The 21,626-nt window shown below is 70.6% G+C and carries 24 protein-coding genes and 1 pseudogene; 6 read left to right on the top strand and 19 right to left on the bottom strand.

Going from position 1 to position 21,626, the window contains the following annotated elements; genetic code table 11:
* Positions 1-45 precede the first annotated feature (45 nt).
* Entirely contained in the window at positions 46-1,215 is a 1,170-nt protein-coding gene (locus RNB18_RS17805; protein ID WP_311715049.1) for an alpha/beta fold hydrolase, read from the bottom strand.
* A 356-nt stretch (positions 1,216-1,571) separates the two neighbouring features.
* Between RNB18_RS17805 and RNB18_RS17800 the strand changes: the two are divergent.
* Positions 1,572-2,057, top strand: a pseudogene (locus RNB18_RS17800) (transposase); the annotation flags it as partial.
* A 102-nt stretch (positions 2,058-2,159) separates the two neighbouring features.
* Positions 2,160-2,615 (top strand): pyridoxamine 5'-phosphate oxidase family protein, encoded by a 456-nt coding sequence (locus RNB18_RS17795; protein ID WP_311715048.1) that lies wholly within the window; start codon positions 2,160-2,162, stop codon positions 2,613-2,615.
* A gap of 4 nt (positions 2,616-2,619) precedes the next feature.
* Here RNB18_RS17795 and RNB18_RS17790 read toward each other — a convergent pair whose 3' ends face one another.
* Both RNB18_RS17790 and RNB18_RS17785 read right to left on the bottom strand, forming a co-directional pair.
* Positions 2,620-3,525 (bottom strand): aldo/keto reductase, encoded by a 906-nt coding sequence (locus tag RNB18_RS17790; RefSeq protein ID WP_311715047.1) that lies wholly within the window; start codon positions 3,523-3,525, stop codon positions 2,620-2,622.
* Positions 3,526-3,577: 52 nt separating this feature from the next.
* Positions 3,578-5,365: a bifunctional sugar phosphate isomerase/epimerase/4-hydroxyphenylpyruvate dioxygenase family protein gene (locus RNB18_RS17785; protein WP_311715046.1), complete on the bottom strand. Its 1,788-nt coding sequence runs from the start codon at positions 5,363-5,365 to the stop codon at positions 3,578-3,580.
* 187 nt (positions 5,366-5,552) lie between these two features.
* Between RNB18_RS17785 and RNB18_RS17780 the strand changes: the two genes are divergently transcribed.
* Positions 5,553-6,347 carry an IclR family transcriptional regulator gene (locus RNB18_RS17780; RefSeq protein ID WP_311715045.1) on the top strand — a complete coding sequence of 265 codons (795 nt, stop codon included), beginning with the start codon at positions 5,553-5,555 and terminating at the stop codon, positions 6,345-6,347.
* A 39-nt stretch (positions 6,348-6,386) separates the two neighbouring features.
* Here RNB18_RS17780 and RNB18_RS17775 read toward each other — a convergent pair whose 3' ends face one another.
* From RNB18_RS17775 to RNB18_RS17755, 5 genes are read right to left on the bottom strand one after another with little or no spacing between them, the layout of a single operon-like run.
* Positions 6,387-6,809 carry a PPOX class F420-dependent oxidoreductase gene (locus RNB18_RS17775; protein WP_311715044.1) on the bottom strand — a complete coding sequence of 141 codons (423 nt, stop codon included), beginning with the start codon at positions 6,807-6,809 and terminating at the stop codon, positions 6,387-6,389.
* A gap of 28 nt (positions 6,810-6,837) precedes the next feature.
* Positions 6,838-7,722, bottom strand: coding sequence for an NAD(P)-dependent oxidoreductase (locus tag RNB18_RS17770; RefSeq protein WP_311715043.1), 885 nt, complete (start codon positions 7,720-7,722; stop codon positions 6,838-6,840).
* 34 nt (positions 7,723-7,756) lie between these two features.
* Entirely contained in the window at positions 7,757-7,912 is a 156-nt protein-coding gene (locus RNB18_RS17765; RefSeq protein WP_311715042.1) for a hypothetical protein, read from the bottom strand.
* Positions 7,913-7,969: 57 nt separating this feature from the next.
* Positions 7,970-8,395 (bottom strand): DUF4267 domain-containing protein, encoded by a 426-nt coding sequence (locus RNB18_RS17760; protein ID WP_311715041.1) that lies wholly within the window; start codon positions 8,393-8,395, stop codon positions 7,970-7,972.
* Between the two features lie 24 nt (positions 8,396-8,419).
* Positions 8,420-8,866: a DUF1772 domain-containing protein gene (locus tag RNB18_RS17755; protein ID WP_311715040.1), complete on the bottom strand. Its 447-nt coding sequence runs from the start codon at positions 8,864-8,866 to the stop codon at positions 8,420-8,422.
* Positions 8,867-8,957: 91 nt separating this feature from the next.
* Here RNB18_RS17755 and RNB18_RS17750 point away from each other — a divergent pair, with 91 nt between their 5' ends.
* Positions 8,958-9,536 carry a TetR/AcrR family transcriptional regulator gene (locus RNB18_RS17750; protein ID WP_311715039.1) on the top strand — a complete coding sequence of 193 codons (579 nt, stop codon included), beginning with the start codon at positions 8,958-8,960 and terminating at the stop codon, positions 9,534-9,536.
* A gap of 78 nt (positions 9,537-9,614) precedes the next feature.
* Here RNB18_RS17750 and RNB18_RS17745 read toward each other — a convergent pair whose 3' ends face one another.
* The 3 genes from RNB18_RS17745 to RNB18_RS17735 form a co-directional block, all read right to left on the bottom strand.
* On the bottom strand, positions 9,615-10,937 hold the full coding sequence (locus RNB18_RS17745; protein WP_311715038.1) for an aldehyde dehydrogenase family protein: 1,323 nt from the start codon (positions 10,935-10,937) through the stop codon (positions 9,615-9,617).
* A 97-nt stretch (positions 10,938-11,034) separates the two neighbouring features.
* Entirely contained in the window at positions 11,035-12,225 is a 1,191-nt protein-coding gene (locus tag RNB18_RS17740) for an RNA polymerase sigma factor (protein ID WP_311715037.1), read from the bottom strand.
* On the bottom strand, positions 12,225-12,581 hold the full coding sequence (locus RNB18_RS17735; RefSeq protein ID WP_069758532.1) for a YciI family protein: 357 nt from the start codon (positions 12,579-12,581) through the stop codon (positions 12,225-12,227). The genes RNB18_RS17740 and RNB18_RS17735 overlap by 1 nt, the downstream gene beginning before the upstream one ends.
* Positions 12,582-12,675: 94 nt before the next feature.
* Between RNB18_RS17735 and RNB18_RS17730 the strand changes: the two genes are divergently transcribed.
* Positions 12,676-13,722, top strand: a complete 1,047-nt coding sequence (locus tag RNB18_RS17730; protein ID WP_311715036.1) for an acyl-CoA dehydrogenase family protein — start codon at positions 12,676-12,678, stop codon at positions 13,720-13,722.
* Between the two features lie 161 nt (positions 13,723-13,883).
* Here the strand turns inward: RNB18_RS17730 and RNB18_RS17725 are convergent, their stop codons facing one another.
* The 7 genes from RNB18_RS17725 to RNB18_RS53700 all read right to left on the bottom strand — a co-directional run bounded on the left by RNB18_RS17725 (position 13,884) and on the right by RNB18_RS53700 (position 20,296).
* Entirely contained in the window at positions 13,884-14,708 is an 825-nt protein-coding gene (locus RNB18_RS17725; protein ID WP_311715035.1) for an alpha/beta fold hydrolase, read from the bottom strand.
* Between the two features lie 57 nt (positions 14,709-14,765).
* The gene (locus RNB18_RS17720) at positions 14,766-15,911 is read right to left on the bottom strand and encodes an LLM class flavin-dependent oxidoreductase (RefSeq protein WP_311715034.1); all 1,146 of its coding nucleotides are present in this window, start codon (positions 15,909-15,911) and stop codon (positions 14,766-14,768) included.
* Positions 15,912-15,942: 31 nt separating this feature from the next.
* Positions 15,943-17,127: an SfnB family sulfur acquisition oxidoreductase gene (locus tag RNB18_RS17715; RefSeq protein ID WP_311715033.1), complete on the bottom strand. Its 1,185-nt coding sequence runs from the start codon at positions 17,125-17,127 to the stop codon at positions 15,943-15,945.
* Between the two features lie 5 nt (positions 17,128-17,132).
* Positions 17,133-17,687: an NADPH-dependent FMN reductase gene (gene ssuE, locus RNB18_RS17710; RefSeq protein ID WP_311715032.1), complete on the bottom strand. Its 555-nt coding sequence runs from the start codon at positions 17,685-17,687 to the stop codon at positions 17,133-17,135.
* 63 nt (positions 17,688-17,750) lie between these two features.
* Positions 17,751-18,968, bottom strand: coding sequence for an acyl-CoA dehydrogenase family protein (locus RNB18_RS17705; protein WP_311715031.1), 1,218 nt, complete (start codon positions 18,966-18,968; stop codon positions 17,751-17,753).
* Between the two features lie 28 nt (positions 18,969-18,996).
* Positions 18,997-20,097 (bottom strand): dimethylsulfone monooxygenase SfnG, encoded by a 1,101-nt coding sequence (sfnG, locus tag RNB18_RS17700; protein WP_311715030.1) that lies wholly within the window; start codon positions 20,095-20,097, stop codon positions 18,997-18,999.
* A 121-nt stretch (positions 20,098-20,218) separates the two neighbouring features.
* Positions 20,219-20,296 (bottom strand): putative leader peptide, encoded by a 78-nt coding sequence (locus RNB18_RS53700; RefSeq protein ID WP_350786652.1) that lies wholly within the window; start codon positions 20,294-20,296, stop codon positions 20,219-20,221.
* Between the two features lie 143 nt (positions 20,297-20,439).
* Here RNB18_RS53700 and RNB18_RS17695 point away from each other — a divergent pair, with 143 nt between their 5' ends.
* Positions 20,440-21,360, top strand: coding sequence for a LysR family transcriptional regulator (locus tag RNB18_RS17695; RefSeq protein ID WP_311715029.1), 921 nt, complete (start codon positions 20,440-20,442; stop codon positions 21,358-21,360).
* Between the two features lie 26 nt (positions 21,361-21,386).
* Here RNB18_RS17695 and RNB18_RS17690 read toward each other — a convergent pair whose 3' ends face one another.
* A complete protein-coding gene (locus RNB18_RS17690) occupies positions 21,387-21,575 on the bottom strand; it encodes a hypothetical protein (RefSeq protein WP_059208846.1) in 189 nt (62 codons plus the stop codon).
* Positions 21,576-21,626: the final 51 nt, after the last annotated feature.

Raw genomic sequence — 21,626 nt, 5'->3', positions numbered from 1 at the left:
CTGCGATTGCGGCGCATCTCGAGACCCCGGCAGAGTGCGGGGCTGTCAGTCCATCGGAGTGAGGACCCCGTCCTCGTCGAGGAAGTAGCTGCCTTTCGTGAGGCCCTCCACGGTGCCGTCCTTGAGCCATTGCCGGGACATCCTGTGCACTGCCATTGCCTGGCGCTCCCAGGGGATTTGGTGGCATGCGCAGGCGACGCGGAACATCAGCTTGTGCGCGCCGGGGATGGCGTCGTAGAGCGCGGGCACCGAGAAGTGCAGCAGCCCGAGGTTGGCCGGTGTGTTGACCGTGGTGTCGAGGTCTCCGTAGATGATGAGCACGGGGACGTCGGAGCCGAGGATGCCGTCCAGTGGCACAGTGGTGGAGTTCCAGCCCCACCAGTACTGGTTCTTCACCCGCATGACGCCCGAGGGCTTTCCCGCCACGTCGGGACCCCACGTGGCACCGGTGGTGTCGTTCTCCATGATCGCCTTCCACACCACCTCGACCATCCCCTCCTCCCGCTGCTTGTGGCACTTCACGTCCCTGTCCCACGCCGTGGCGAAACCCGTCTTGCTGGTGAGGGTCATGGGGAAGCCGAACACGGAAGCCGGTTCGCTCTGCGGCAGCGGCACCGGCGCGTCCCAGCGCGTCCCGGGCTTGCTCTGCCTGCCGTTGGGAGGGAAGATCGGGGCGAGCAGCAGCAGGCTCTTGACGTTCTCCTTGTGCTGGATGGCATACGGGCCGAGTTGCTGTGCGGCGGCCGACCAGCCGATGAGGTCGACTTTGGACGCGCCCGTGAGGTTCTTGATGTAAGTGACGACCTTGTGGACCTCGTCCCAGTTGCTCTGGGAGTTGTCCAGCTGGAAGGGATATTGCACAGGGCCCGACACGCCTCCTGGATGGTCTGCCAGGAGGGGCCTCTGGGCAGGGTTCACATTGCGTGGGTCTTCCATTTCGGGGCGCGTGGACCGGCCGGACCCCTGGAGGTCCATGACGAACACGTCGTAGCCCGCGTCGGCCAGGAAGTCGGCCCAACTGTATTTGCCGTACTGGAGGTCGAAGCCCGCCAGCGCCGGCACACTGCGTCCGTGCAGCATCAGGACGGGCTCGCGCGGCTTGTTCGGCTTGGTGCCGTTGCGCTCCCGCACGAAGAGCGTGGCGGGCTTGTCCTTGTTCGCAGGGATGGTCGACGTCCACGGGATGGGGTGGTCTTTCAGGACTGGTGCTGCCATGGCTGCGCTCCGATGGCTCCGTCTGCGGTTTGGGGGCGACCCAGGCCCTGCGGGACGCGACTGATCGCGATGGAGTGCCCGTCGAACCTGAGCTTGGGCGTCCGCCGGCCTGTCCAGCCCGTTCCGCGAAGCTCGATCCGTGTCCCCTGGGCAAACGCTCTCGGGAGTACCTCGAAGGTACCTGCACCGTCACGCTCGGTTCCGTCTGCGCTTCTCCGGGCGTCGGGCCGTCCTGTGGCTCATCCGCTCTTTCTCACGATAACTCCCGGCCCATGTGCCGCGCCTGTCCAGGATTCAATGGTCTGCCGCCCACTGAGAGGCGAGCCCAATCGACTCCACTTCACGGATCGTTGGCGTTGCGGTTCGTAGTGCCCTGGGTCGCGTCGGGGAGGTTCCTCGAACAGCGCAGGGCCCTGGAAACGCAGATCGGACAGCTGCTGGAGGCCCACCCTCTTTCCGCGGTCCTGACCTCGATTCCGGGGGTCGCGGTCAGGACCGCCGCCACCTTGCTGGTCACCGTCGGCGACGCAACCAGCTTCCCCACCGCCGCCCACCTGGCCTCCTACGCCGGCCCCGCCCCGACCACCAAGTCGTCGGGGACCTCGATCCACGGCGAACACGCGCCCAGAGGCGGCAACCGGCAACTGAAACGCGCGATGTTCCTGTCCGCGTTCGCCACCCTGCACGATCCCGCCTCCCGCACCTACTACGACCGATGCCGGGCCCGCGGAAAGACCCACACCCAGGCCCTTCCCCGCCTGTCCCGCCAGCGGATCAACGTGCTGTTCGCGATGCTCCGCGACGGCACGTTCTACGAACCCAGAACCCCACGCCCCGCTTGACGAAAGACATAGAGGCACCCCCCGGGAGGGCACCGCCTCGGTCGGCGGTCGTAGGGCCCCGGACCGAGGCGCCGAGCCCAAGCGGCCGGTACCGTCCCGGCCATGACGATCACCGAGAGCCGCACCCTCGAACAGCGCAAGCGCGACGTGCTGACCCGGCTGGAGCGCGAGACGGACATCTGGGTGGCCTCGGCGGACGCCGACGGCCTGCCGTGTCTGGTCGCGCTGTGGTTCGTCTGGGACGGCGAGTCCGTCTGGCTGTCCACGCGGATCACCAATCCCACGGGCCGCAATCTGCGCGACGGCGGGCGCACCCGGCTGGCGTTCGGGGACACCCAGGACGTCGTGCTCATCGATGGGGACGTGCGGACCTACGGCGGGGAGGACGTGCCGGCCGCGGCGATCGACGTCTTCATGGCGAAGACGGGCTGGGACCCGCGCCGTGACAGTGCCTCCTACGCCTTCTTCCGGGTGCGCCCGCGCACGGTGCAGGCCCTTCACGGACAGCACGAGATGCGCGGGCGGCACGTCATGCAGGACGGCGTGTGGGCCGTGTGATCTCTCAACCCGCTTTCTGATGCAGTGAGTTCAGGATGTCCAGCTCGTCGTCGGTGAGCCTCAGCGTGCCTGCCGCGATGTTCTCGGCGAGGTGGTCGGGGTTGCCGGTGCCGGGGATCGCCAGAACGTGCGGGCCCTGGGCGAGGGTCCAGGCGAGCCGGACCTGGGCGGGGGTCGCGTCGTGCGCCCGTGCGACGGCGAGCACCGCCTCGTCGTGGGCGGTGGTGGCACCCTCGGCTCCGGCGTCCCCGGCGATCGCGAAGAACGGCACGAAGGCGATGCCCTGTTCCCCGCAGATCCGCACCATGTCGTCGGTGACCCGGTTGCGGGAGTCGAGCCCGAAACGGTTCTGCACGGACACCACCGGCGCGATGGCCTGCGCCTCGGCGAGGTGCCGGGGCTCGACGTCGGAGATGCCGAGGTGCCGGATCAGACCCTTGTCGCGCAGTTCGGCGAGGGCCCCGAAGTGCTCGGCGACCGAGTCCTGGCGCATCCGGCGGAGATACACCAGATCGAGGTGGTCGCGGCCGAGCTGGCGGAGGTTCTCCTCGACGTGACCGCGCAGGTCTTCCGGTCGGGCCGAGGTGCCCCACTCGCCCGTGTAGTCCCGGAAGGGCCCGACCTTTGCGGCGATGACGAGGTCGTCGGAGTACGGGGACAGTGCGCTGTTGATGATCTCGTTGGCGGAGCGCAGCGAGGAGAAGTAGAAGGCGGCCGTGTCGATGTGGTTCACGCCGAGCTCGACAGCCCTGCGCAGTACGGCGATCGACCGCTGCCGGTCGCTCGGGGTGCCGAAGTGGAAAGCCGCGCTGCCCGTCAGCCGCATCGCGCCGAAGCCGATGCGGTTGACGGTGAGATCGCCGAGTGTCCAGGTGCCTGCCGCGTCCGCGGTGATCGTTTCGGAGGTCATCGGCGGATGATGACACACCTGCGGCCCACCACCGTCGGCAGTTTGCGAACTCTCACCTTCGCTGTGCGGCCAGCCGGATGGGCGCGTTCGCCGCACCGAACCCCGAATAACCGCCGCTCCGCTGCACGAACTCGAAGAAGACGTGGCCGACCGTCTCGGTGTAACAGTGCCGGAACTCGCCGCCCCGCTCGTCACTGTCGTAGAGGATGCCCAGCTCGCGGTAAGTCTCCAACTCCCCCTCCGCGAACTCGAATCGCGCCTCGAGGTCGTCGTAGTAGTTCGCCGGGACGCGCAGCAGCCCTGCCCCGGCCGCCCGGAAGCGGCGCACCGCGGCCACGATGTCGCCGACGGCGAACGCCACGTGCCGGGCCCGGATTTCGCCGCCCTCCTCCGGAGCGGGGGCGAGGTTGAGGACCAGCCGGGGCCCGTCGGACGAGGCGGACAGGGCTCGGCTGCGGAACAGGCCGTAGGGGTCAGCGAGTTCGACGGTCTCGTGCGGGCTGAGACCCAGCACCGTGCGGTGGAAGAGCACCGATTCGTCGAAGTGGTGCCACGGCTGGGTCAGCGCGAGGTGGTCGATGACCATGGCGTCCCCGGGTCCGTTCTCGGCCGTGTACGTGAAGTCGTCGGTCCAGCTGGGAAGTTCGGGGCGGCTGGTCGCACAGAAGAGTACTTCGGTGCCATCTGGGGCCGCGATCGACTCCAACGGAACGTCCTGTGCGGCACGGCGCTTGGGCAGGGCGGGCGCGAGCAGGGCTTCCGCGCGGCGGGCGGAGGCTGCGGGATCCGCCGTCTCCAGGCCTACGGCGGCCAGAGTGGTGTCGGTACGGCGGCCCGCGGCACCCGTGTTGACCAGGACGCGGGCCTCGCCCTGCGCCCAGAGGTCGACCGGCTTGCCGTGATGGCGGGCGGTGCGGGTGAAGCCGAGGGCGGTGAGGAGTTCACCGACGGGTTCGGGGTCGCTGGTGGCGAGTTCCGCGAAGGCGACACCGGAGGGGATCACCGGCGCCGGGAGCGGGGAGACGCCGGCGTTCTCCTCGAGGGCGAGCAGGGAGCGCAGCCCGTCCAGCGCGGTGCGGCCCGCGTCCGCCTGGCGGAAGACGTCGTTGAAGACCTCCAGTGACAGAGGTCCGTCGTATCCGGCGTTCAGGACGTGGCGGAGGAGTCCGGCCACGTCGAAGCCGCCCTGGCCGGGGAAGCAGCGGTAGTGGCGGCTCCACTGGAGGACGTCCATGGCCATCAGCGGGGCGTCGGCGAGCTGGAGGAAGAAGATCTTGTCGCCGGGGATGTCCGCGATGCCTTTGAGGTCCTCGGGTCCGGAAGCCCGGGAGAGGATGTGAAAGCTGTCCAGGCAGGTGCCGAGCGCAGGATGGTCTGCGGCTTCGACGATCCGCCAGGCGTGGCCGTATGTGCTGACGTGCCGCCCCCACGCGAGTGCCTCGTAGGCCACCCGGATGCCGAACTCCTGTGCCAGGTCGGCGAGTCGGCTGAGCTGCTCGGCGGCGAGAGCGTCGTCGTCCACGGCCTGCGGGGCGATGCTGGAGCAGACGAGGACGGTGTCGGCGCCGAGCCTGTGCATCAGCTCGAATTTGTGCCGGGCGCGCCTCAGGTTGCGGGTGAAGATCTCTTCCGGGACCGCCTCGATGTCCCGCATCGGCTGGTAGAGGTCGATGCCCAGGCCGAGGTCGGCGGTTCGGGCGGCGATCTCCTCGGGGGCGAGCGGGCTCGCCAGGAGGTCGTTCTCGAAGATCTCGACGCCGTCGAAGCCGGCCCGTGAGGCGGCCGTCAGCTTCTCGGTGAGGGTGCCGCTGAGGCAGACGGTGGCGATGGACTTACGCATACTCGCTCCCGAGGCCGTCACTGGGACTCCAAGACGACCACTAGATGGTCCTAGTGATCCGCTGTGCGGTCAGCGTAGGGGGCGTAGGCTCCTCGAGCAAGGGCCCAGGTTTCCTTGGTCCGCACAGCGGACTACGGTCGGGACAACATCGGCCGAGGGCCGCAGGGAACGGACGGGGAGGCAGCGGGTGAGTGAGGGACAGGCGCGGGCGGGGGGCGACTCCGACCAGCAGGCCGGCGGGGTGCGCAGTGTGCGGCGGGCCTTCGACATCCTCACCCTGCTCACCGAGGACCGGCCGGTGATCACCCTGCGGGAGATCACCGAGTCGACGGGGCTCGCCAAGACGACCGCGCTGCGTCTGGTGCAGACCCTGGAGGAGACCGGCCTGCTGGGCTCGCACCCGTCCGGCTACACCGCGGGGCCGGCGCTGTGGCGCTGGGCCTATCTCGCGCGCAGCCAGTGGGAGGTGCCGCAGGAGACCCGGAAGATCATGCGCGATCTCGCGGACCGGCTCGGCGAGACCGTCAATCTCTTCGTCGCCCGAGGCGTCCACCGCATCTGCGTCGCCCACGAGGAGAGCCCGCACCCGCTGCGCCATGTCGTCGACGTGGGCGACGAACAGCCACTGTGGGCCGGCGCCTCCTCGAAGATCCTGCTGCGGGACGCTTCCGAGGTGTTCCTGCGCCGGGTCGCCGCCGCCTCACCGCAGGGCGAGGCACATGTCGAGCGGCTGCGGGCCTGGGTCACGGAGGCGGCCGAGCGCGGCTACGCCGTCAGCAGCAGCGAGTGGGACGAGGGGCTCACCGCGGTGGCCGTGCCCGTGACCGGCCGCACCGGCAAGGTCGTCGCCTCCCTCTCCCTGAGCGGCCCCAGCCACCGCTTTCCCTACGAGGCCGTCGAGCGCTTCGCCACGGAGCTCGCCGAGGGCGCCCGCCTCATCTCCGGCCAGGGCTTCAGCCACCCGCTGAGCAGCGCCGTCTGAGGCTGCTGAGAAGCCCCGGCCGCCGTTGGTCGGTCCGCCTCACCCGGAGGCCTGGTCACTGTCCTTCATCTCGCCCCAGCCGTGCCAGCGCTCGACCTCGATCCAGGCGCTGAACCGGGTCCGGATCCGGTTCGGGTAGGCACGGCCGCCGTAGTGGGTGGAGAGGCGGTCGATGTCGACGAGGCCCTCGTCCTCGTACGTCTCGATCACCCGGCCGATGAGCGTGACGTGCGTGTACCAGTTGTCGCCGTCCAGGACGGTGAGCGTGACGCGCGGGTCGCGGCGCAGGTGCTTCAGCCGGATCCGGCCCTCGTCCAGGTTGATCAGGACACGGCCGTCCTCCCAGAGGTACCAGGTGGGGGTCGACACCGGCGTTCCGTCGGAGCGCAGGGTCGCCATCACACAGGGGTTGGGGCGGCGCAGCAGTTCGACGGCAGCGGGCGGCAGCGGAGGCTTGGGCACGAAGGGTTCCTCCTCGGGAGCCTCGGGTTCAGGCGTTCTCGTCGAAACTTGCATAGTAGGCGGCGGCCATGTCCTCGTCGCCGTGGCCTTGGGCTGCGGCGCGTTCGAAGCGTTCGGCGCTCGCGGCGGCCACGTCCAGGCGGACTCCTCCCCGCTCACCGGCCTCGACGATCAGGCGGGCGTCCTTGGCGGCGGTGGAGACGGCGAACTGGGCCGGTGACAACTGGTCGTTGAGGACCAGGCCCGACTTGGCCCGCAGGTAGCCCATGTCCAGGGGACCGCCGTCGATGGCGTCGAAGAAGCCCTGCGGGTCCACGCCGAGTGCCTTCGCGAGGGCGAGGACCTCTCCGGCCGCGTTGGTCACCGCGAGCACCCAGCTGTTGGCGACCAGCTTCAGCCGGGTCGCGCTGCCCTCGGCGCCGTCCTCGCCGGTCCACACCGTGCGCGCGCCGACCGCGTCGAAGACGGGGGTCACAGCATCGCGGCCATCGACCGGGCCGGCCGCGAGGACCAGCAGCTGACCGGCCTCGGCTGGCTGGCGGGTGCCCAGAACGGGCGCGTCGAAGAAGACCAGTCGGTGCTCGCGGGCGAAGGCGGCCAGGTCGGCGATCCCCTCGACGCCGGCGGTGGTCGACTGCACCCACGCGATGCCGGGGCGAAGCCCCTCGGCAGCCTGACGCATCACGTCCAGGGCCGCGGCACCGTCGTACAGCATGGTCAGGACGACGTCGGCGCCCCGCACGGCCTCGGCGGGGCTGTCGGCGATCTCGACGCCGTCCGCGGCCAGCGGCTGCGCCTTGCCGGCGCTGCGGTTCCAGGCGCGGACGGTGTGTCCGGCGCGGGCGAGGTTGCGGGCCATCGCGGCGCCCATGATGCCGGTGCCCAGGACACTCACGGTGAGCTTGTCGGTCATGACGTCAACTCTCTGCGGGGGTGCGGATGTGCGGTCAGGCCGTCGGGACGCGTACCCGGCCACCGGGGAGATCCTCCATCAGCCAGGCGGGCAGCACGTCGAACCGCTCCTCGGACTCGCCGTCCCGCCTGGTGGTCCAGGGGTCTCGGCGGCCGACACCTGAAACTCTACGACGCGCTCGGAAGGTCATCGCGCGCCCGTACTCGTCAGTTGCGCGCGTCCGCACGACGGTCTGCCGATCCGCGCCTCAGGCGGGCTGCGGGGCGGGTGTGACCGGAGCGGCCGCGACCTTGCGGGTCTCGCGCAATATCAGCAGGCCGTTGACCACCATCAGGGTCGCGGTCAGGCCGTGGACGCCGAGTGCGGTGGCCACGGAGCCGTGGTGGGCCAGCACCGTACTCATGTCGCCGTACGCGGCGAGGGCCTCCACCAGCAGAACCCAGCCCAGCGCCCGGCGCTGGCCCGTCACCAGCAGGATGCCCAGGACCAGGGCCAGGACGACGTCGCGGATTCCCTTGATGATCAGGAAGCCGCCGCCGTCATCGGACGGCCAACTCGGCAGGCCGAAGCCCGGCGCCGTCGTCTCCGGGCTCAGGATGAACTCCGTCCCGAACCAGAGGATGAAGAGGATGAAGGCGGCGACCAGCACGGTGTTGATCTTCTTCAGCAACACTGTTCTTCCCCTTGTGAGAGTTCGTCAGACGAGGGCGGACGCGAGCAGGGCGAAGGCGGCGATGATGACGGCGACGCGGACGTAGTGGTAGCGCTCCCAGCGGTGCAGTTGCTCCTTCCAGTCGGCGGGCCGGTTCTCGGGGGTCCAGGTCCTGTTCCGGTTGTTGATCGGGACGAGCAGCAGTATCGACATCACCACGCTGACGATCAGCAGTCCGGCGGCGGTGGCGACAAGTCGGGCGCCGTGGTGGTCCCATCCGGCGACGGCCCAGATAGCGCTGAGGACGAGCGAGCCGATGTACCAGAACGGCATCAGGGTGCCGAGCATCCGGCCGCCGTGGGCGTGGCCGAGCTGGCCGCTGTCCCCGGGAAGCGCGTCCAGGATGCGGCTCATGATGAAGGCGACGCAGAACTCCACCCCCACCATCAGGCCGACGACGACGGTGGTGACGACCCCGAGTGCGTTGAGCATGACGATCCCTCCGTTGAACTAGCGTTGCTAGCTGATGAGGCAACGCTAGTACTACTGTCGCTCGATTGTCTAGCGGTGCTAGGATCGCTTCATGTCGGTACAGGAACGCAAGCAGCGCGAACGGGCGGAGCGCGAGCGCCTCATCGTGGCGACAGCCCGCGAACTCGCCGAGCAGCAGGGCTGGGACGCAGTCACCACCCGCCGGCTCGCCGAGCGCATCGAATACAGTCAGCCCGTCCTCTACAGCCACTTCCGAGGCAAGCGCGAGATCATCGGCGCCGTCGCTCTTCAGGGGGCCGCCGAACTGGCCACGGCGGTGCGGGCCGCGACCTCCGCCGCGGGCCACCCCCGCGCCCGGGTCGCCGCCCTGTCCCGCGCCTACCTCGACTTCGCCGCGCGCAACCCGGCGGTCTACGACGCCCTGTTCCAGCTCGACGGCGGCCTGGCGTACGCGCAGGAGGACACCCCCGAGCCTCTGAAGGACGCCTTCGCCGCCCTGCTGGAGACTCTCGGCGAGGTCACCGGCGACGGCGTCCACCCGGGGCAGTTCACCGAGGTGTTCTGGGCGGCCCTGCACGGTCTTGCGACCCTGACCCGCACGGGCCGCCTGCTGCCCGAGGACGCCGAACCGAGGGTGGAGCTGCTGGTGGACCGGCTCGCCATGATCTGACACACCACCCGGGCGGGCACGCGGCCGGGGCCCTCGGGCCCCGGACAAGGCACCCGCCCGGAACCCGTGACACGCGCCCTAGCCGAGGGGCTTCTCGAGGATCGCCTTGCGGTGGCTGAAGGTCTCGATGGAGTAGCGGCCGTGGTAGTTGCCCATGCCGCTCTCCCCGACCCCGCCGAACGGCAGGTCGGAGACGGTGAGATGGGCGAGGGGCAGGCCGTAGCCGAGGCCGCCGGAGGAGGTCTCGTCGGCGATGCGGCGCCGGGTCGTGTCGGAGTCGGTGAAGACGTACAGCGCGAGCGGCTTGTCCCGGTCGTTGATGAAGTCGATGGCCTCGTCGAGGCCGCGGACGGTGACGATCGGCAGGATCGGGCCGAAGATCTCCTCCTGCATCACCGGGGACTTGGGGTCCACGTCGGCGAGGACGGTGGGCGCGATGTACTTGCTCGTACGGTCGCTCGCACCGCCGACCACCGTGCGGCCCGAGTCGAGCAGGCCGGTGAGGCGGTCGAAGTGCCGTTCGTTGATGATGCGTCCGTACTCGCCGGAATCGGCGGGCTCGCTGCCGTACAGCGTTTCCACGGCGCCGGCCAGCAGCGGCTCCAGGGCGGCCGCCGTCTCCGGGTCGGTCAGGACGTAGTCGGGGGCGACGCAGGTCTGCCCGGCGTTGAGGAACTTGCCGCGAGCGAGGCGGTCGGCGACGACGGTGAGGTCGGCGTCGCGGTCGACGAACGCCGGGGACTTGCCGCCCAGTTCGAGGGTGACCGGCGTCAGGTGCTCGGCGGCAGCCCGCAGGACGATACGGCCGACCGCGCCGTTGCCGGTGTAGAAGATGTGGTCGAAGCGCTCGGCCAGCAGGGCCGTGGTCTCCGGGATGCCGCCCTCGAGGACGGCCACCGCGTCCGTGTCCAGGTGGGCGGGCAACAGCCGGGCCAGGGCGGCGGAGGTGGCCGGGGCCAGCTCGCTCGGCTTGGCGACCACCGCGTTGCCCGCGGCGAGGGCACCGACCACCGGGGCGAGCAGCAGCTGGGCCGGGTAGTTCCAGGGGGCGATGACGAGGACGACGCCGAGCGGGTCGTACTGCGTCCGGGCGCTCGCGTCGGCGCCCAGGTGCGCCGGGACCGGGGCGGACTCGGGCCGCAGCCAGTCGGTGAGGTGGTCAAGCGTGTGGTCGATCTCGCGGATCGTGAAGTCGATCTCGGTGCGGAAGGCCTCGGTGGAGCTCTTGCCCAGGTCGGCGTGGAGAGCGGCGGCCAGCTCCGTGCCGTTCTCCGTGAGCATCTCGCGCAGGCGGCGCAGCTGGGTCGTGCGCCATTCGACGGGCTTGGTGCGGCCGCTGCGGAAGGTGGCGCGCAGCCGGGCCACGACGTCGGCGGGCTGCTCGGGGGCGGGGTGGTTCACGGGTGCCTCGCTGGGGTGGGCGGGCCTTGCGGCCTCGGTCTCGACGGTCAGATGTATATTGCAACCTTTTTGTGGCCGGGTAAATTCCGGGCCGCCGTCAGGACTTTCCGTGACGAGCTGACAGCGAGCGGCGGCGGTGTTCTAGATAGGTACGCTCCGCCGGATTCTCGGTGAGTTCCGCGGCCTTCGCGTACGCGTCCGCGGCCTCCGCGTGGCGTCCGAGCCGGCGCAGCAGGTCGGCCCGGACGGCGTGGAGGACGTGGTAACCGTCCAGGTCCAGCGCGTCCACCAGGGCGAGGGCCTGCGCGGGTCCGTCGGTCTCGGCCACGGCGACCGCCCGGTTCAGGGCCACGACAGGACCGGGAGCCACGGCCATCAGCTGGTCGTACAGCCGGTGGACCTGCCCCCAGTCGGTCGGCGCGTCGCTGTGCACGGCCTGGATGGCGGCCTGGATCTGGTACGGCCCCGGTTGGTTGCGGCGCAGACACCGCCGTACGAGTGACTGACCCTCCGCGATGAGCGCGCGGTCCCAGCGGCCGGGGTCCTGCTCCGAGAGCGGCACGAGTTCACCGCTGGCATCGATGCGGGCGGCCCGGCGGGACTCGACGAGCAGCATCAGGGCGAGGAGACCGGTGACCTCGGGTTCGTCCGGCATCAGCTCGGCCAGCAGACGGCCCAGGCGTACGGCCTCCGTGCACAGGTCGGCCGTACCGCCGTACCCCTCGTTGAAGATCAGGTAGACGACGGCGAGCACTCCCTTGAGCCGGTCGGGGAGGTCGGCGTCGCGGGGGACGCGGTAGGGGATGCGGGCGTCGCGGATCTTGGCCTTGGCGCGGACGAGGCGCTGGGCCATGGTCGGCTCGGGGACGAGGAAGGCTCGGGCGATCCGGGCGGTGGTGAGGCCGCCGAGCAGGCGCAGGGTGAGGGCGACCTGCGCCTGGGGCGCGAGGGCGGGGTGGCAGCAGGTGAAGATGAGCCGGAGCCGTTCGTCGCGCACGGGGCCCTCCTCGGGCGGTGCGTCGGGGGCGTGCAGCAGGACGGCCTCGGCGTGGCGGGCCTCTCTCGTGGACTCGCGGCGCAGCCGGTCGATCGCGCGGTGACGGGCGGTGGTGATGATCCAGCCGGCCGGGCTGGGCGGCACACCGGTCCGGGGCCAGCGCCGCACCGCCGTGGTGAAGGCGTCCTGAACCGCTTCCTCGGCGAGGTCGATGTCGCCGAGGAAGCGGACCAGGACCGCGACCGCGCGGCCGTACTCCTCGCGGAAGACGCCCTCGATGTCCAGGGTCATCAGTCCTCGGACTCGTGCTGGAAGGGGCGCACCTCGATGGGCAGCGTGGTGGCCAGAGCCGCCTTGCGCCCCCACTCCAGGGCCGCGTCCAGGTCGGGCGCCTTCACGATGCAGAGACCGCCGAGCTGTTCCTTGCCCTCGGCGTACGGCCCGTCCGTGATCAGCACGTCGCCGTCACGGGGCCGCAGCACGGTCGAGGAGTCGGGGCTGTGCAGTCCCCCGGCGAAGACCCAGGCCCCGGCCTCGCGCAGCTCCTGGTGGAAGGCGTCGAGCCGCTTGCCGATCTCGGCCAGGACCTCGGGTGCGGGCAGCTCGTCCCAGCCGGGCTGCATGACGTTGAGCAGGTAGTACTGCATGTCGCTCTCCTCCTGTGAGTGTGTCTCACCTCCTACACGAACGGCACACCCCCGGATCGACACCGCGCGCGACGGGATCGGCAGAATCCTGTTCATGACCACCGCACCGCACCCGCTCCTCGCCACCGCCCACGCCCTCGCGACCGGCCTCCTCGCCCCGCACGCGGCACGGGTCGACCAGGCGGGCGTGCCCGCGAGCCACCTCGAAGCGATCAGGCGGTCGGGCCTGCTCGGGGTGAGCGCACCGAAGGAGTACGGCGGTGCGGGCGCCCCGGACGCGGTGGCGCGGGAGATCCAGGAGATCCTCGCCGGGGCGTGCTGCTCCACATGGTTCGTGCAGACCCAGCACCACTCGCCGGTGCGGATACTCGCGCAGTCCGCCCTGCCGGTGCGGGAGCGGCTGCTCGGGCCGCTGGCGACCGGCGAGTCGCTGGCCGGGATCGCGTTCGCGCACGTCCGCGCCTTTCCGCGGGTGCCGGTGCGGGTGACGGCCGAGCGGGACGGCTGGCGCTTCGACGGGACGGTGCCGTGGTTCACCGGCTGGGGTCTGAACGACGTGATGCTGCTGGCCGGGGTGACCGAGGCGGACGAGGTGGTGTTCGCGTTCACCGAGGCCCGCGAGCAGCCGGGACTGCGGGCGTCGGAGCCGATGCGGCTGGCGGCGCTCACCGCGGCCCGGACGGTCTCCCTGGAGCTGGACGGCCTGTGGCTGCCCGATGACGCGGTGGTGCTGCACACTCCGCAGGAGAAGTTCGCGCTGGTGGACCGGCCCCGCAACACCAACGCCTCCCCCGCCGTCTTCGGAGTGGCGTACGCGGCGCTCCGCGTGCTGGAGGACGCCGGGGAGTCCGAGACCGCGGGCGCCCTTCGTGGCCGCCTCGACGAAGTGCGCGGGCAGGTGTACGCCCTGGCCGACCACCCCGTCCCATATGAGCGCGTCGCCGAACGGCTGGCGCTCAAGACACGGTCGTACGACCTGATGCGCGCCGCCACGACCGCGGCCGTCGTGGCCGGGGGCGGCCGGGCCATGGGGCTCGACGGTACGGCCCAACGGCTGTTCCGCGAAGGGATGTTCCTGCTCGTGCAGGGACAGACCACCGACGTGCGCCGCGCACATCTGGACGCTCTGGCGCAGCTCTAGGGCCCTTCTGATGGATCTCCGTGGAGGAAGGAGCGGCGTCCGGTGCGTGCGATCGGCGTGCGGTGCGAAGGGTCATGTGGCGGAACCACCTGTCCCTTTGCGCCGTGCGGCGAGCGTGCGTGCCGGGCGTCGTGACGCCGCGGAGGTCCATCAGAAGGGCCCTAGGCCAGGAAGTCGACGAGGGCGGCCGTGAGGTGTGCGGGGGCGTCCTCCTGGACGAGGTGACCGGCGCCGGGGACGGTTTCGAGGCGTGCGCCCGGGATGCGGGCGACGAGTTCGTGCCCCTTGTCGACGGGGATCCAGGTGTCGTCCTCGCCCCAGCACACCAGGGTCGGGACCGCGATCTCGCCGTACCGGTCCTGCACTTCGTCGGTGTAGCGCTGGTCGGCCTGGGCGATCTGGCGGTAGAAGGCCGCCTGGCCCGGGTCGCCGAGCCAGGGTTCGACCAGCCGGTCGAGGACGGCGGGGTGCAGGCCGGGGCTGCTGGCGGAGCCGACGTACTCGCGGACGAGGGCCCGGTGCAGGGCGGGCGGCAGTTGATCGAAGACGTCGGAGTGCTTGCCGACGAGCCGGAAGAACGGCGACCCCCAAGGGGCCAGCGCGACCGGGTCGACCAGGGCGAGCGAACCGTAGCGGGCGCCGTGCAGCAGATGGGCCCGCAGGGACACGGCACCGCCGAAGTCGTGGGCCACGACCCGGGGTCGGTCGAGATCCCAGTGCGCCAGCAGCTCGGTGAAGACCCTGCCCTGGGCCGCCAGCGAGACATCCTGGCCGACGAACATCTCCGAGGCCCCGTAGCCGGGCATGTCCCACACGAACACGAGGTGGCGACGGGCGAGGGCGCGGGCGACGGCACGCCAGACATAGGAGGAGAAGGGCGTGCCGTGGAGGAGGACGACCGGCTCCCGGCCCGGGTCTCCGAGGCTGTCCCAGCGGACCTCACCGGAGCTGCTGCGGAAGGTCCTGGTCAACGGCCAGTCGCTCACGGGCTGTTCCTCTCGACGGTTTCGCAGGTCGAGCCCGTGAGCGTACGGGGTGACGGCCTAGCTCGCGAACGGCACCTGCGCCGAGGGCGCGGCCGGGGTGCCGAACGGGTGCTGCCACAGCCCCTGTGCGGCCAGGCGTGGCAGGACTCCCTCACCGAACCAGTAGGCCTCCTCCAGATGCGGGTACCCGGAGAGCACGAACTCGTCGATGCCGAGGGCGTGGTACTCCTTGATCCGTTCCGCGACCTCGTCGTGGCTGCCGACCAGCGCGGTCCCCGCGCCGCCGCGCACCAGGCCGATACCGGCCCACAGGTTGGGGTGGATCTCCAGACCGTCGCGACCGCCGCCGCCGTGCAGGGCGAGCATCCGCTGCTGCCCCTCGGACTCGCTGCGGGCGAGCCCGGCCTGCACCGACCTGACGGTCTCGGGGTCGAAGCCCTCCAGGAGGCGGTTCGCCTCGGCCCAGGCCTGCTCGGAGGTGTCACGGGTGATGACGTGCAGGCGGATCCCGAAGCGCAGGGTGCGGCCCTCCTTGGCCGCGAGCCCCCGGACCCAGGCGATCTTCTCGGCGACCTGCGCGGGCGGCTCGCCCCAGGTGAGGTATACGTCCACGTACTTGGCGGCGACCTCGCCGGCGATGGGCGAGGACCCGCCGAAGTACACCTCGGGCACCGGGTCGGGCACGCGCGCCAGTTTCGCGTCCTCCACGTGGAGGTGCTCGCCGTGCAGGTCGACGGTCTTGCCCTCCCACAACCCCCGTACGACGTCCAGGAATTCGCCGGTACGGCGGTAGCGGGCGTCCTTGTCGAGGAAGTCCCCGTAGGCCCGCTGCTCGTGGCTCTCCCCGCCGGTGACCACGTTGAGCAGGAGCCGCCCGCCGGTCTGCCGCTGGAAGGTGGACGCCATCTGCGCGGCGAGGGTGGGTGAGACGAAGCCGGGCCGGAAGGCGACCAGGAACTTCAGGCGCTCGGTGTTCTGGCTGACCATGGCGGTGGTCAGCCACGCGTCCTCGCACCAGGCGCCGGTGGGCGTCAGCGCCCCCACGAAGCCCAGGTCCTCGGCCGCGCGGGCGATCTGGCTCAGGTAGGCGACCGTCGGCGGCCGGTCCCGTCCGGAGACCGTGGCGGGCGTGCCGTGACCGCCGCCCACGACATGGCGGCTGTCGCCGTTGGTGGGCAGGAACCAGTGGAAGGTGAGGGACATGGGGGCTCCGATCTGGAAGGTCCGCAGTTCGCTAGAGGAGGCCGTGGCGGGGTGGCCGGGTGCCGTTGAGCACGTACCTTCCGATGTGCTGGATCTTCCAGCGGGTCGGGTCGTGCAGGGTGTGGGTGCGGGCGTCGCGCCAATGGCGGTGGAGGTTCAGGGAGTTGAGTGCCGAGCGGGTGCCGGCCACCTCGAACAGGGCGCTCGCGACCTCCACCGCGGCCTGCGCCGCCGATACCTTGGCCGCGGCCACGGCGATGGACGCCTCGGCCGCCGAGTCGTCGGTGAGGTCGGCCCGGGCGGCGTCCACGGCACGGGCGGCGTCCCGCAGCAGGGCCTCGGACGCCCTCACCTGGATGGCCAGTTCGCCGAAGCGCTGGATCAGGAGGGGGTCCTCGGCGGCGGTCTCGACACCGCTCTCGAACCACGGACGGCTCTTCGTCCGGACGAACTCCGCCGCCTCCGCGAGCGCTCCCCCGGCGATCCCGGCGTCGATGGCGGCGTGCAACAACTGGGCGAAAGCTCCATGGAGTTGAGGGCCCTCGAAGGTGAGGTGGTGGGGCAGGACCCGGTCCGCCGGGACCTCGACGCCTTCGAGGCGGACGGTGCCGCTGGCCGTCGTACGCTGGCCGAGTCCGTCCCAGTCGTCGATCACCGTGAGGCCGGGGGTGTTGCTGGGGACGTAGGCGACGTGCAGTTTGTCGTCCTCGGCGCGGGCCAGCACGGGGATCCAGTCGGCGAACAGGGCGCCGGTGGAGTAGTGCTTCACTCCGTCCAGGACGTACGAGCCGGCCGGTCCCGGGTGCAGCCGGGTGCGGATGTCCTGGACGTGCTTGGTTCCGGCCTCCGACTGCGCGTTGCCGAAGCGGCGGCCGGCGAGCAGCTCGGCGAAGAAGAACTTCCTTTGCTCGTCGGTTCCATGACGGCGGATCACATTGACGTAGACGAAGTGGCTCTGCGGGATCTGGGAGAGGCTCGCGTCGGCGGAGGCGAGCAGCCGGAAGGTCTCGGCGAGGGTCGGCGCGCCGACGTCCGCTCCGCCGTGCTCGGCGGGGACGGTGACGGCGAGCAGCCCGGAGGCCGAGAGCCGGTCCAACTCCTCGCGTGGCAGCCTGCGTTCGGCGTCCCTGGCGGAGGCGCCCGCGCGGAACTCCCCGGCGAGCGACGCGGCGACCGCGAGGGCCTCCGCGTCGTCGGCGATCACATGGGCTGTCATGGGAATCAGCCCGCCGCCGCCAGCACCGGCCGCCGCCCCAGAGCGGTCGAGAACTGGTCGACGACCTGGGTGAGCGCCTCGGTCGCGGCCGGCGCCACCGTCAGCGAGCCGTCCTCCTGCACGGTGATGTCCTTGTCGAGGGTGAACCAGCCCTGCACGATGTGGGCCGCGCCCATGGAGCTGAGGACCGGACGGAGCGCGTAGTCGATGGCCAGGACGTGGGCGGTGGAGCCGCCGGTCGCCAGCGGCAGCACGGTCTTGCCGAGGAGGGCGTACTGCGGGAGCAGGTCGAGCAGGGCCTTGAGGACACCGGAGTACGACGCCTTGTAGACGGGAGTCCCTACGACGATCCCGTCGGCGCGCTCGAAGAGCTCGGTCACCTCGACGATCGCCGGGTGCTTGAAGTCGGCGCCGAGCAGGGCCTCGGCGGGAACGGTGCGGACGTCGAGCGGGATCACCTCGTGGCCCTGCGCGGACAGGCGCCGGTCGAGATGGCGCAGCAGCCGGTTGGTACGGGAGGAGGCGGAGGGACTGCCGGAGACGGACAGGACGGTGGCCATGCGGTCCTCTTTCGGGGAGGAGGGGCGCCCCCGGTTCAGGAGGGGGCGCCCCTGGAGAAGGGGTCAGGAGTACCAGGTGGGCTCGGGCAGCTCGCCTTCCAGGACCCAGCGGCCGACCTCGCGCCGCTTGTACGCGACCGGGTCGTGGAGGGTGTGGGTGCGGACGTTGCGCCAGAAGCGGTCCAGGCCCTCCGAGGTGGCCGTGGAGCGGGCGCCCGTCACCTCGAAGATCCGGTTCGAGATCTCCAGGGCCACGTCGGTGGCACGGGCCTTGACCGCGGCCACCCGGACCTCGAAGTCGCCTCGCGTCTGCTCGGTGACCGCGTCGGGGTCGTCGTGGAGCTTCTGTCCCTCGGCGGCGACGGCGTCGGCGAGGGCCTCGGCCGCCCAGAGCTTGGCGGTGAGGTCGCCGTAGATGTCGATGACGTACGGCTCGTCGACCGCGCGCTCGTAGCCGCCGTGCAGCCAGGAGCGGGACTTCTCGCGGGTGTAGGTGGCGGCCGTCTCCAGCGCGCCGCCCGCGATGCCCAGGTAGAAGTTGACGAAGACCAGCTGGATGGTGGGGACGTTGAGGGTGTTGTAGACGCGCGGCTGGAACACCTTGTCGACATATCCGGCCGCGTTCGACCACGGGGTGCGCACGCCGTCGAGGGTGACGCGGCCGCTCTCGGTGAGGCGCTGACCGATGTTGTCCCAGTCGTCGTGGAAGGTCAGGCCTTCCGAGTCGGAGGGCACGATCGCGAAGATGTGCTGGTCGGTGCCCTCCAGGACGCCTTCAAGGACGGTGACGTCGGAGACCTTGCTGCCGGTGGAGAAGGACTTGCGGCCGGTGTAGACGAGGTCGTCGCCGTCCTCGGTCACCACGACGTCCTTGTCGCGCGGGTTGACCGCGCCACCGAAGAACCAGCGGTTGCGGGACGCCTCGGCCTCGACGTGCTCCCACTGCTCCCGGGTGCCGACCAGGCGGGCGGCCCAGAACCACAGGTAGTGATAGCCGAGGAGCTGGCCGATGGAGCCGTCGGCCTTGGCGACCTCGCGGACGACCCGGTAGGCGGTGGGCCAGTCCTGGCCTCCACCGCCGTGCTCGGTGGGACCGAGCAGGGTGACCAGGCCGGCGTCCTTCAGGAGCTGGACCTCGGCGTACGGGGTGGCGCCCACGTGGTCGCGTTCGGCGGCGTCGGTCGCGAGGACGGCGGCGACCTCGGCGGCGCGGGCGATCCAGTCCTGGGCGGTCTCGGGGGCGGGGCGGGTCTGCCAGTCGGTGGGCGTGACGGTGCTCATGCGGGTGACCTCTTTCGCGGGTGGGGGATCAGGCGTCGGAGTCCGGGAGCTGGGCCTCCAGCTCACGCACGAGCGGCAGCACTCGCTTGCCGAAGTACTCGACCTCCTCGTGGTAGTGCAGGAAGCCGAGAAGGAGGAGGTCCACCCCGAGCTTCTTGTAGGCGACGATCCGCTCGGCGATCTGCTCCGGCGTGCCGATGAGGCCGGTGCGGAAGCCGTCGTTGTACTGGACGAGGTCCTCGAAGGTGGAGTCCTGCCACATGCCCTTCTTGTCGCCGGTGGACTGTCCGGCCTGCTTCACGGCCGCGCCGAATCCCTCGACGGCCTCCGTGTCGGCCTTGGCGACGATCTCCCGGAGGGTCTCGCGGGCCTCGGCCTCGGTGTCCCGGGCGATGAGGAAGCCGTTGAGGCCGAACTTCGGTGCCCTGCGCCCGACTTCGGCGGCGGACTTGCGGACGTCGGTGATCTGCTCGACGACTCCGTCGAAGTCCTTGCCGTTGGAGAAGTACCAGTCGGAGACCCGGCCGGCCATGGCGCGGGCCGCACTGGAGTTGCCGCCCTGGAAGATCTCCGGGTGCGGCCGGTCCTCGGTGTTGAGGGGCTTGGGCTTGAGGGAGAAGTCCCGCAACCGGTAGAAGTCACCGCCGAGTTCGGCGTGGTCCTCGGTCCAGATCTTCCGCAGGGCGGTGATGAACTCCTCGGACCGGCGGTAGCGCTCGTCGTGCTCCAGCCAGGGCTCGCCGAGGGCGGTGAACTCGCCCTTGAACCAGCCCGACACGACGTTCACGGCGAAGCGGCCCTTGGAGAGGTGGTCGGCGGTGGCGCCGAGCTTGGCGAGGACGCCGGGGTGCCACAGGCCGGGGTGGACGGCGGCGATGACCTTCAGGCGCTGGGTGGCGAGCAGCAGGGCGAGGCTGAAGCTGGTCGACTCGTGCTGGAACTCGGCGCCGTAGCTGGCCATGTAGCGGACCTGGCTGAGGGCGTAGTCGAAGCCGTTGTTCTCGGCGAGGACGGCGAGTTCCCGGTTGTAGTCGTAGCCCCAGTCGGTGCGCTGCTCGATCTTGCTGGTGACCAGTCCCCCGCTGACGTTGGGGACCCAGTAGGCGAATTTCACGGGCGCGGCAGGCATGCGTGACTCCTGTTGCGGAATGTTTTCGGGCACGCCGAATTCAAGAGGTGCGCGGGCACAAGGAATTCAGGCGGGGAAAGCCTCGGAAAGAGGGAAAGCGCGGCGGATCACAGGAGGTTGATCAGGCCGCGGCGCAACAGGAGGCACTGGAGACGCGCGCGAGGTCGACATGGCGTCGCCGCGTGAGGTCCAGTCGCATCTTCATGTCGTCGATCGTGACAGCCGGTGGCGAGAGGCGTCAAGGTAAACCCGACCGGTCTCGTATCGCGGACCATTGAATTTCACGAACGTGTGACAGGGAAACCCTTGAACCGGGCGGGAAATCGCCCGCATTCTGCGGGCATGCGGACGGAACAGCTGGAATACATCGCCGCGGTGACCCGGCTCGGCTCACTGCGCCGGGCGGCGGACGAACTGCGCCTGTCGCAGCCCGCGTTGAGCGAGACGGTGCGGAACCTGGAGCGGGAGCTCGGGGTCGACCTGCTGGAGCGCAAGCGGTCCGGGGCGACGATGAGCGCGGAGGGCCGGGAGCTGCTGCCGCACATCGTCGGCGTGCTGGAGGCGGTGGACCGGCTGCGGGAGGCGGCGGGCGAGCAGCACCGCATCAGCCGTATGGTCCGGGTCGGCACGGTGAACGCGGCGACCGTGCCGCTGCTCATTCCGGCCGTCGAGGACTTCCGGGCCGCGCATCCGGTCACCCAGGTCGAGGTGGTCGGCGCACAGCAGACGGACATCCACCGGGCCCTGTCCGAGGGCGGGTTCGACCTCGGTCTGGTCAATCACCTCGACGGCGACGACACGCCCGCGGGATTCGAGTCCACGCAGCTGCTGCGGGGGCGGCCGGTGGTGTGCCTGCGCCCGGACAGTCCGCTGGCCGCGCGGCCCTGTGTGTCGGTGGACGACCTGCTCACCCAGCCGTTGATCGCGATGCGCACCGGCTATGTCATGCACCGTTTCGTCCACCGGCTGCTGGGACACCGCGGCTCGTCCTTCGCGTACTCCACCGACGGCGCCGAGATGGGCAAGCTGATGGTGGCCGAGGGGCTGGGGGTGACCGTGCTGCCCGACTTCAGCGTGGTCGGGGATCCGCTGGAGCGGCAGGGCACGATCACCCACCGGCCGATCGAGGGCGACACGACCCGGGTGCTGCTGATGCTTCAGCGCCGCAGGGCCGAGTCCGTGCCGCGGGCGGCCCGCGACCTGCACGAGGTGTTCGTCCGCCGGGCCCGGCACCTGGGCGGGACGCTCACCCCGCCCGGCTGAGCCGCTCCAAGGAGGAGCGTGCTCGTTCAGTCCTCGTCCCGCCCCGGGACGACCACGAGGAACGCGTCCGACTTCAGATCCATCACGACGGTCGCGGGCTCGCCCTTGGCCCTTCGCTCCGCCGCGTACTCCTCCGCCGGCCACGATCCGCGAGGAGCTCCCGCAGGAAACCGCTCCAACACCTTCGCGCCCATAGCGGCGAACACCTCCAGCATCGATGTACGACTCGAACCGTCCTGTCTCGTACGAGTGCGGCTTCCCGCGAT

It is taken from the genome of Streptomyces doebereineriae (assembly GCF_031845645.1).
Classification (GTDB): domain Bacteria; phylum Actinomycetota; class Actinomycetes; order Streptomycetales; family Streptomycetaceae; genus Streptomyces; species Streptomyces canus.
This window is presented reverse-complemented; position numbering and strand designations above follow the sequence as displayed.

What these genes read in the sequence shown, in the direction of transcription:
- RNB18_RS17805 (WP_311715049.1), bottom strand. Translation starts at nt 1,215, where the DNA reads ATGGCAGCACCAGTCCTGAAAGACCACCCCATCCCGTGGACGTCGACC.
- RNB18_RS17795 (WP_311715048.1), top strand. Translation starts at nt 2,160, where the DNA reads ATGACGATCACCGAGAGCCGCACCCTCGAACAGCGCAAGCGCGACGTG.
- RNB18_RS17790 (WP_311715047.1), bottom strand. Translation starts at nt 3,525, where the DNA reads ATGACCTCCGAAACGATCACCGCGGACGCGGCAGGCACCTGGACACTC.
- RNB18_RS17785 (WP_311715046.1), bottom strand. Translation starts at nt 5,365, where the DNA reads ATGCGTAAGTCCATCGCCACCGTCTGCCTCAGCGGCACCCTCACCGAG.
- RNB18_RS17770 (WP_311715043.1), bottom strand. Translation starts at nt 7,722, where the DNA reads ATGACCGACAAGCTCACCGTGAGTGTCCTGGGCACCGGCATCATGGGC.
- RNB18_RS17765 (WP_311715042.1), bottom strand. Translation starts at nt 7,912, where the DNA reads ATGACCTTCCGAGCGCGTCGTAGAGTTTCAGGTGTCGGCCGCCGAGAC.
- RNB18_RS17755 (WP_311715040.1), bottom strand. Translation starts at nt 8,866, where the DNA reads ATGCTCAACGCACTCGGGGTCGTCACCACCGTCGTCGTCGGCCTGATG.
- RNB18_RS17750 (WP_311715039.1), top strand. Translation starts at nt 8,958, where the DNA reads ATGTCGGTACAGGAACGCAAGCAGCGCGAACGGGCGGAGCGCGAGCGC.
- RNB18_RS17740 (WP_311715037.1), bottom strand. Translation starts at nt 12,225, where the DNA reads ATGACCCTGGACATCGAGGGCGTCTTCCGCGAGGAGTACGGCCGCGCG.
- RNB18_RS17735 (WP_069758532.1), bottom strand. Translation starts at nt 12,581, where the DNA reads ATGCAGTACTACCTGCTCAACGTCATGCAGCCCGGCTGGGACGAGCTG.
- RNB18_RS17730 (WP_311715036.1), top strand. Translation starts at nt 12,676, where the DNA reads ATGACCACCGCACCGCACCCGCTCCTCGCCACCGCCCACGCCCTCGCG.
- RNB18_RS17720 (WP_311715034.1), bottom strand. Translation starts at nt 15,911, where the DNA reads ATGTCCCTCACCTTCCACTGGTTCCTGCCCACCAACGGCGACAGCCGC.
- RNB18_RS17715 (WP_311715033.1), bottom strand. Translation starts at nt 17,127, where the DNA reads ATGACAGCCCATGTGATCGCCGACGACGCGGAGGCCCTCGCGGTCGCC.
- ssuE (WP_311715032.1), bottom strand. Translation starts at nt 17,687, where the DNA reads ATGGCCACCGTCCTGTCCGTCTCCGGCAGTCCCTCCGCCTCCTCCCGT.
- RNB18_RS17705 (WP_311715031.1), bottom strand. Translation starts at nt 18,968, where the DNA reads ATGAGCACCGTCACGCCCACCGACTGGCAGACCCGCCCCGCCCCCGAG.
- sfnG (WP_311715030.1), bottom strand. Translation starts at nt 20,097, where the DNA reads ATGCCTGCCGCGCCCGTGAAATTCGCCTACTGGGTCCCCAACGTCAGC.
- RNB18_RS53700 (WP_350786652.1), bottom strand. Translation starts at nt 20,296, where the DNA reads ATGCGACTGGACCTCACGCGGCGACGCCATGTCGACCTCGCGCGCGTC.
- RNB18_RS17695 (WP_311715029.1), top strand. Translation starts at nt 20,440, where the DNA reads ATGCGGACGGAACAGCTGGAATACATCGCCGCGGTGACCCGGCTCGGC.
- RNB18_RS17690 (WP_059208846.1), bottom strand. Translation starts at nt 21,575, where the DNA reads ATGCTGGAGGTGTTCGCCGCTATGGGCGCGAAGGTGTTGGAGCGGTTT.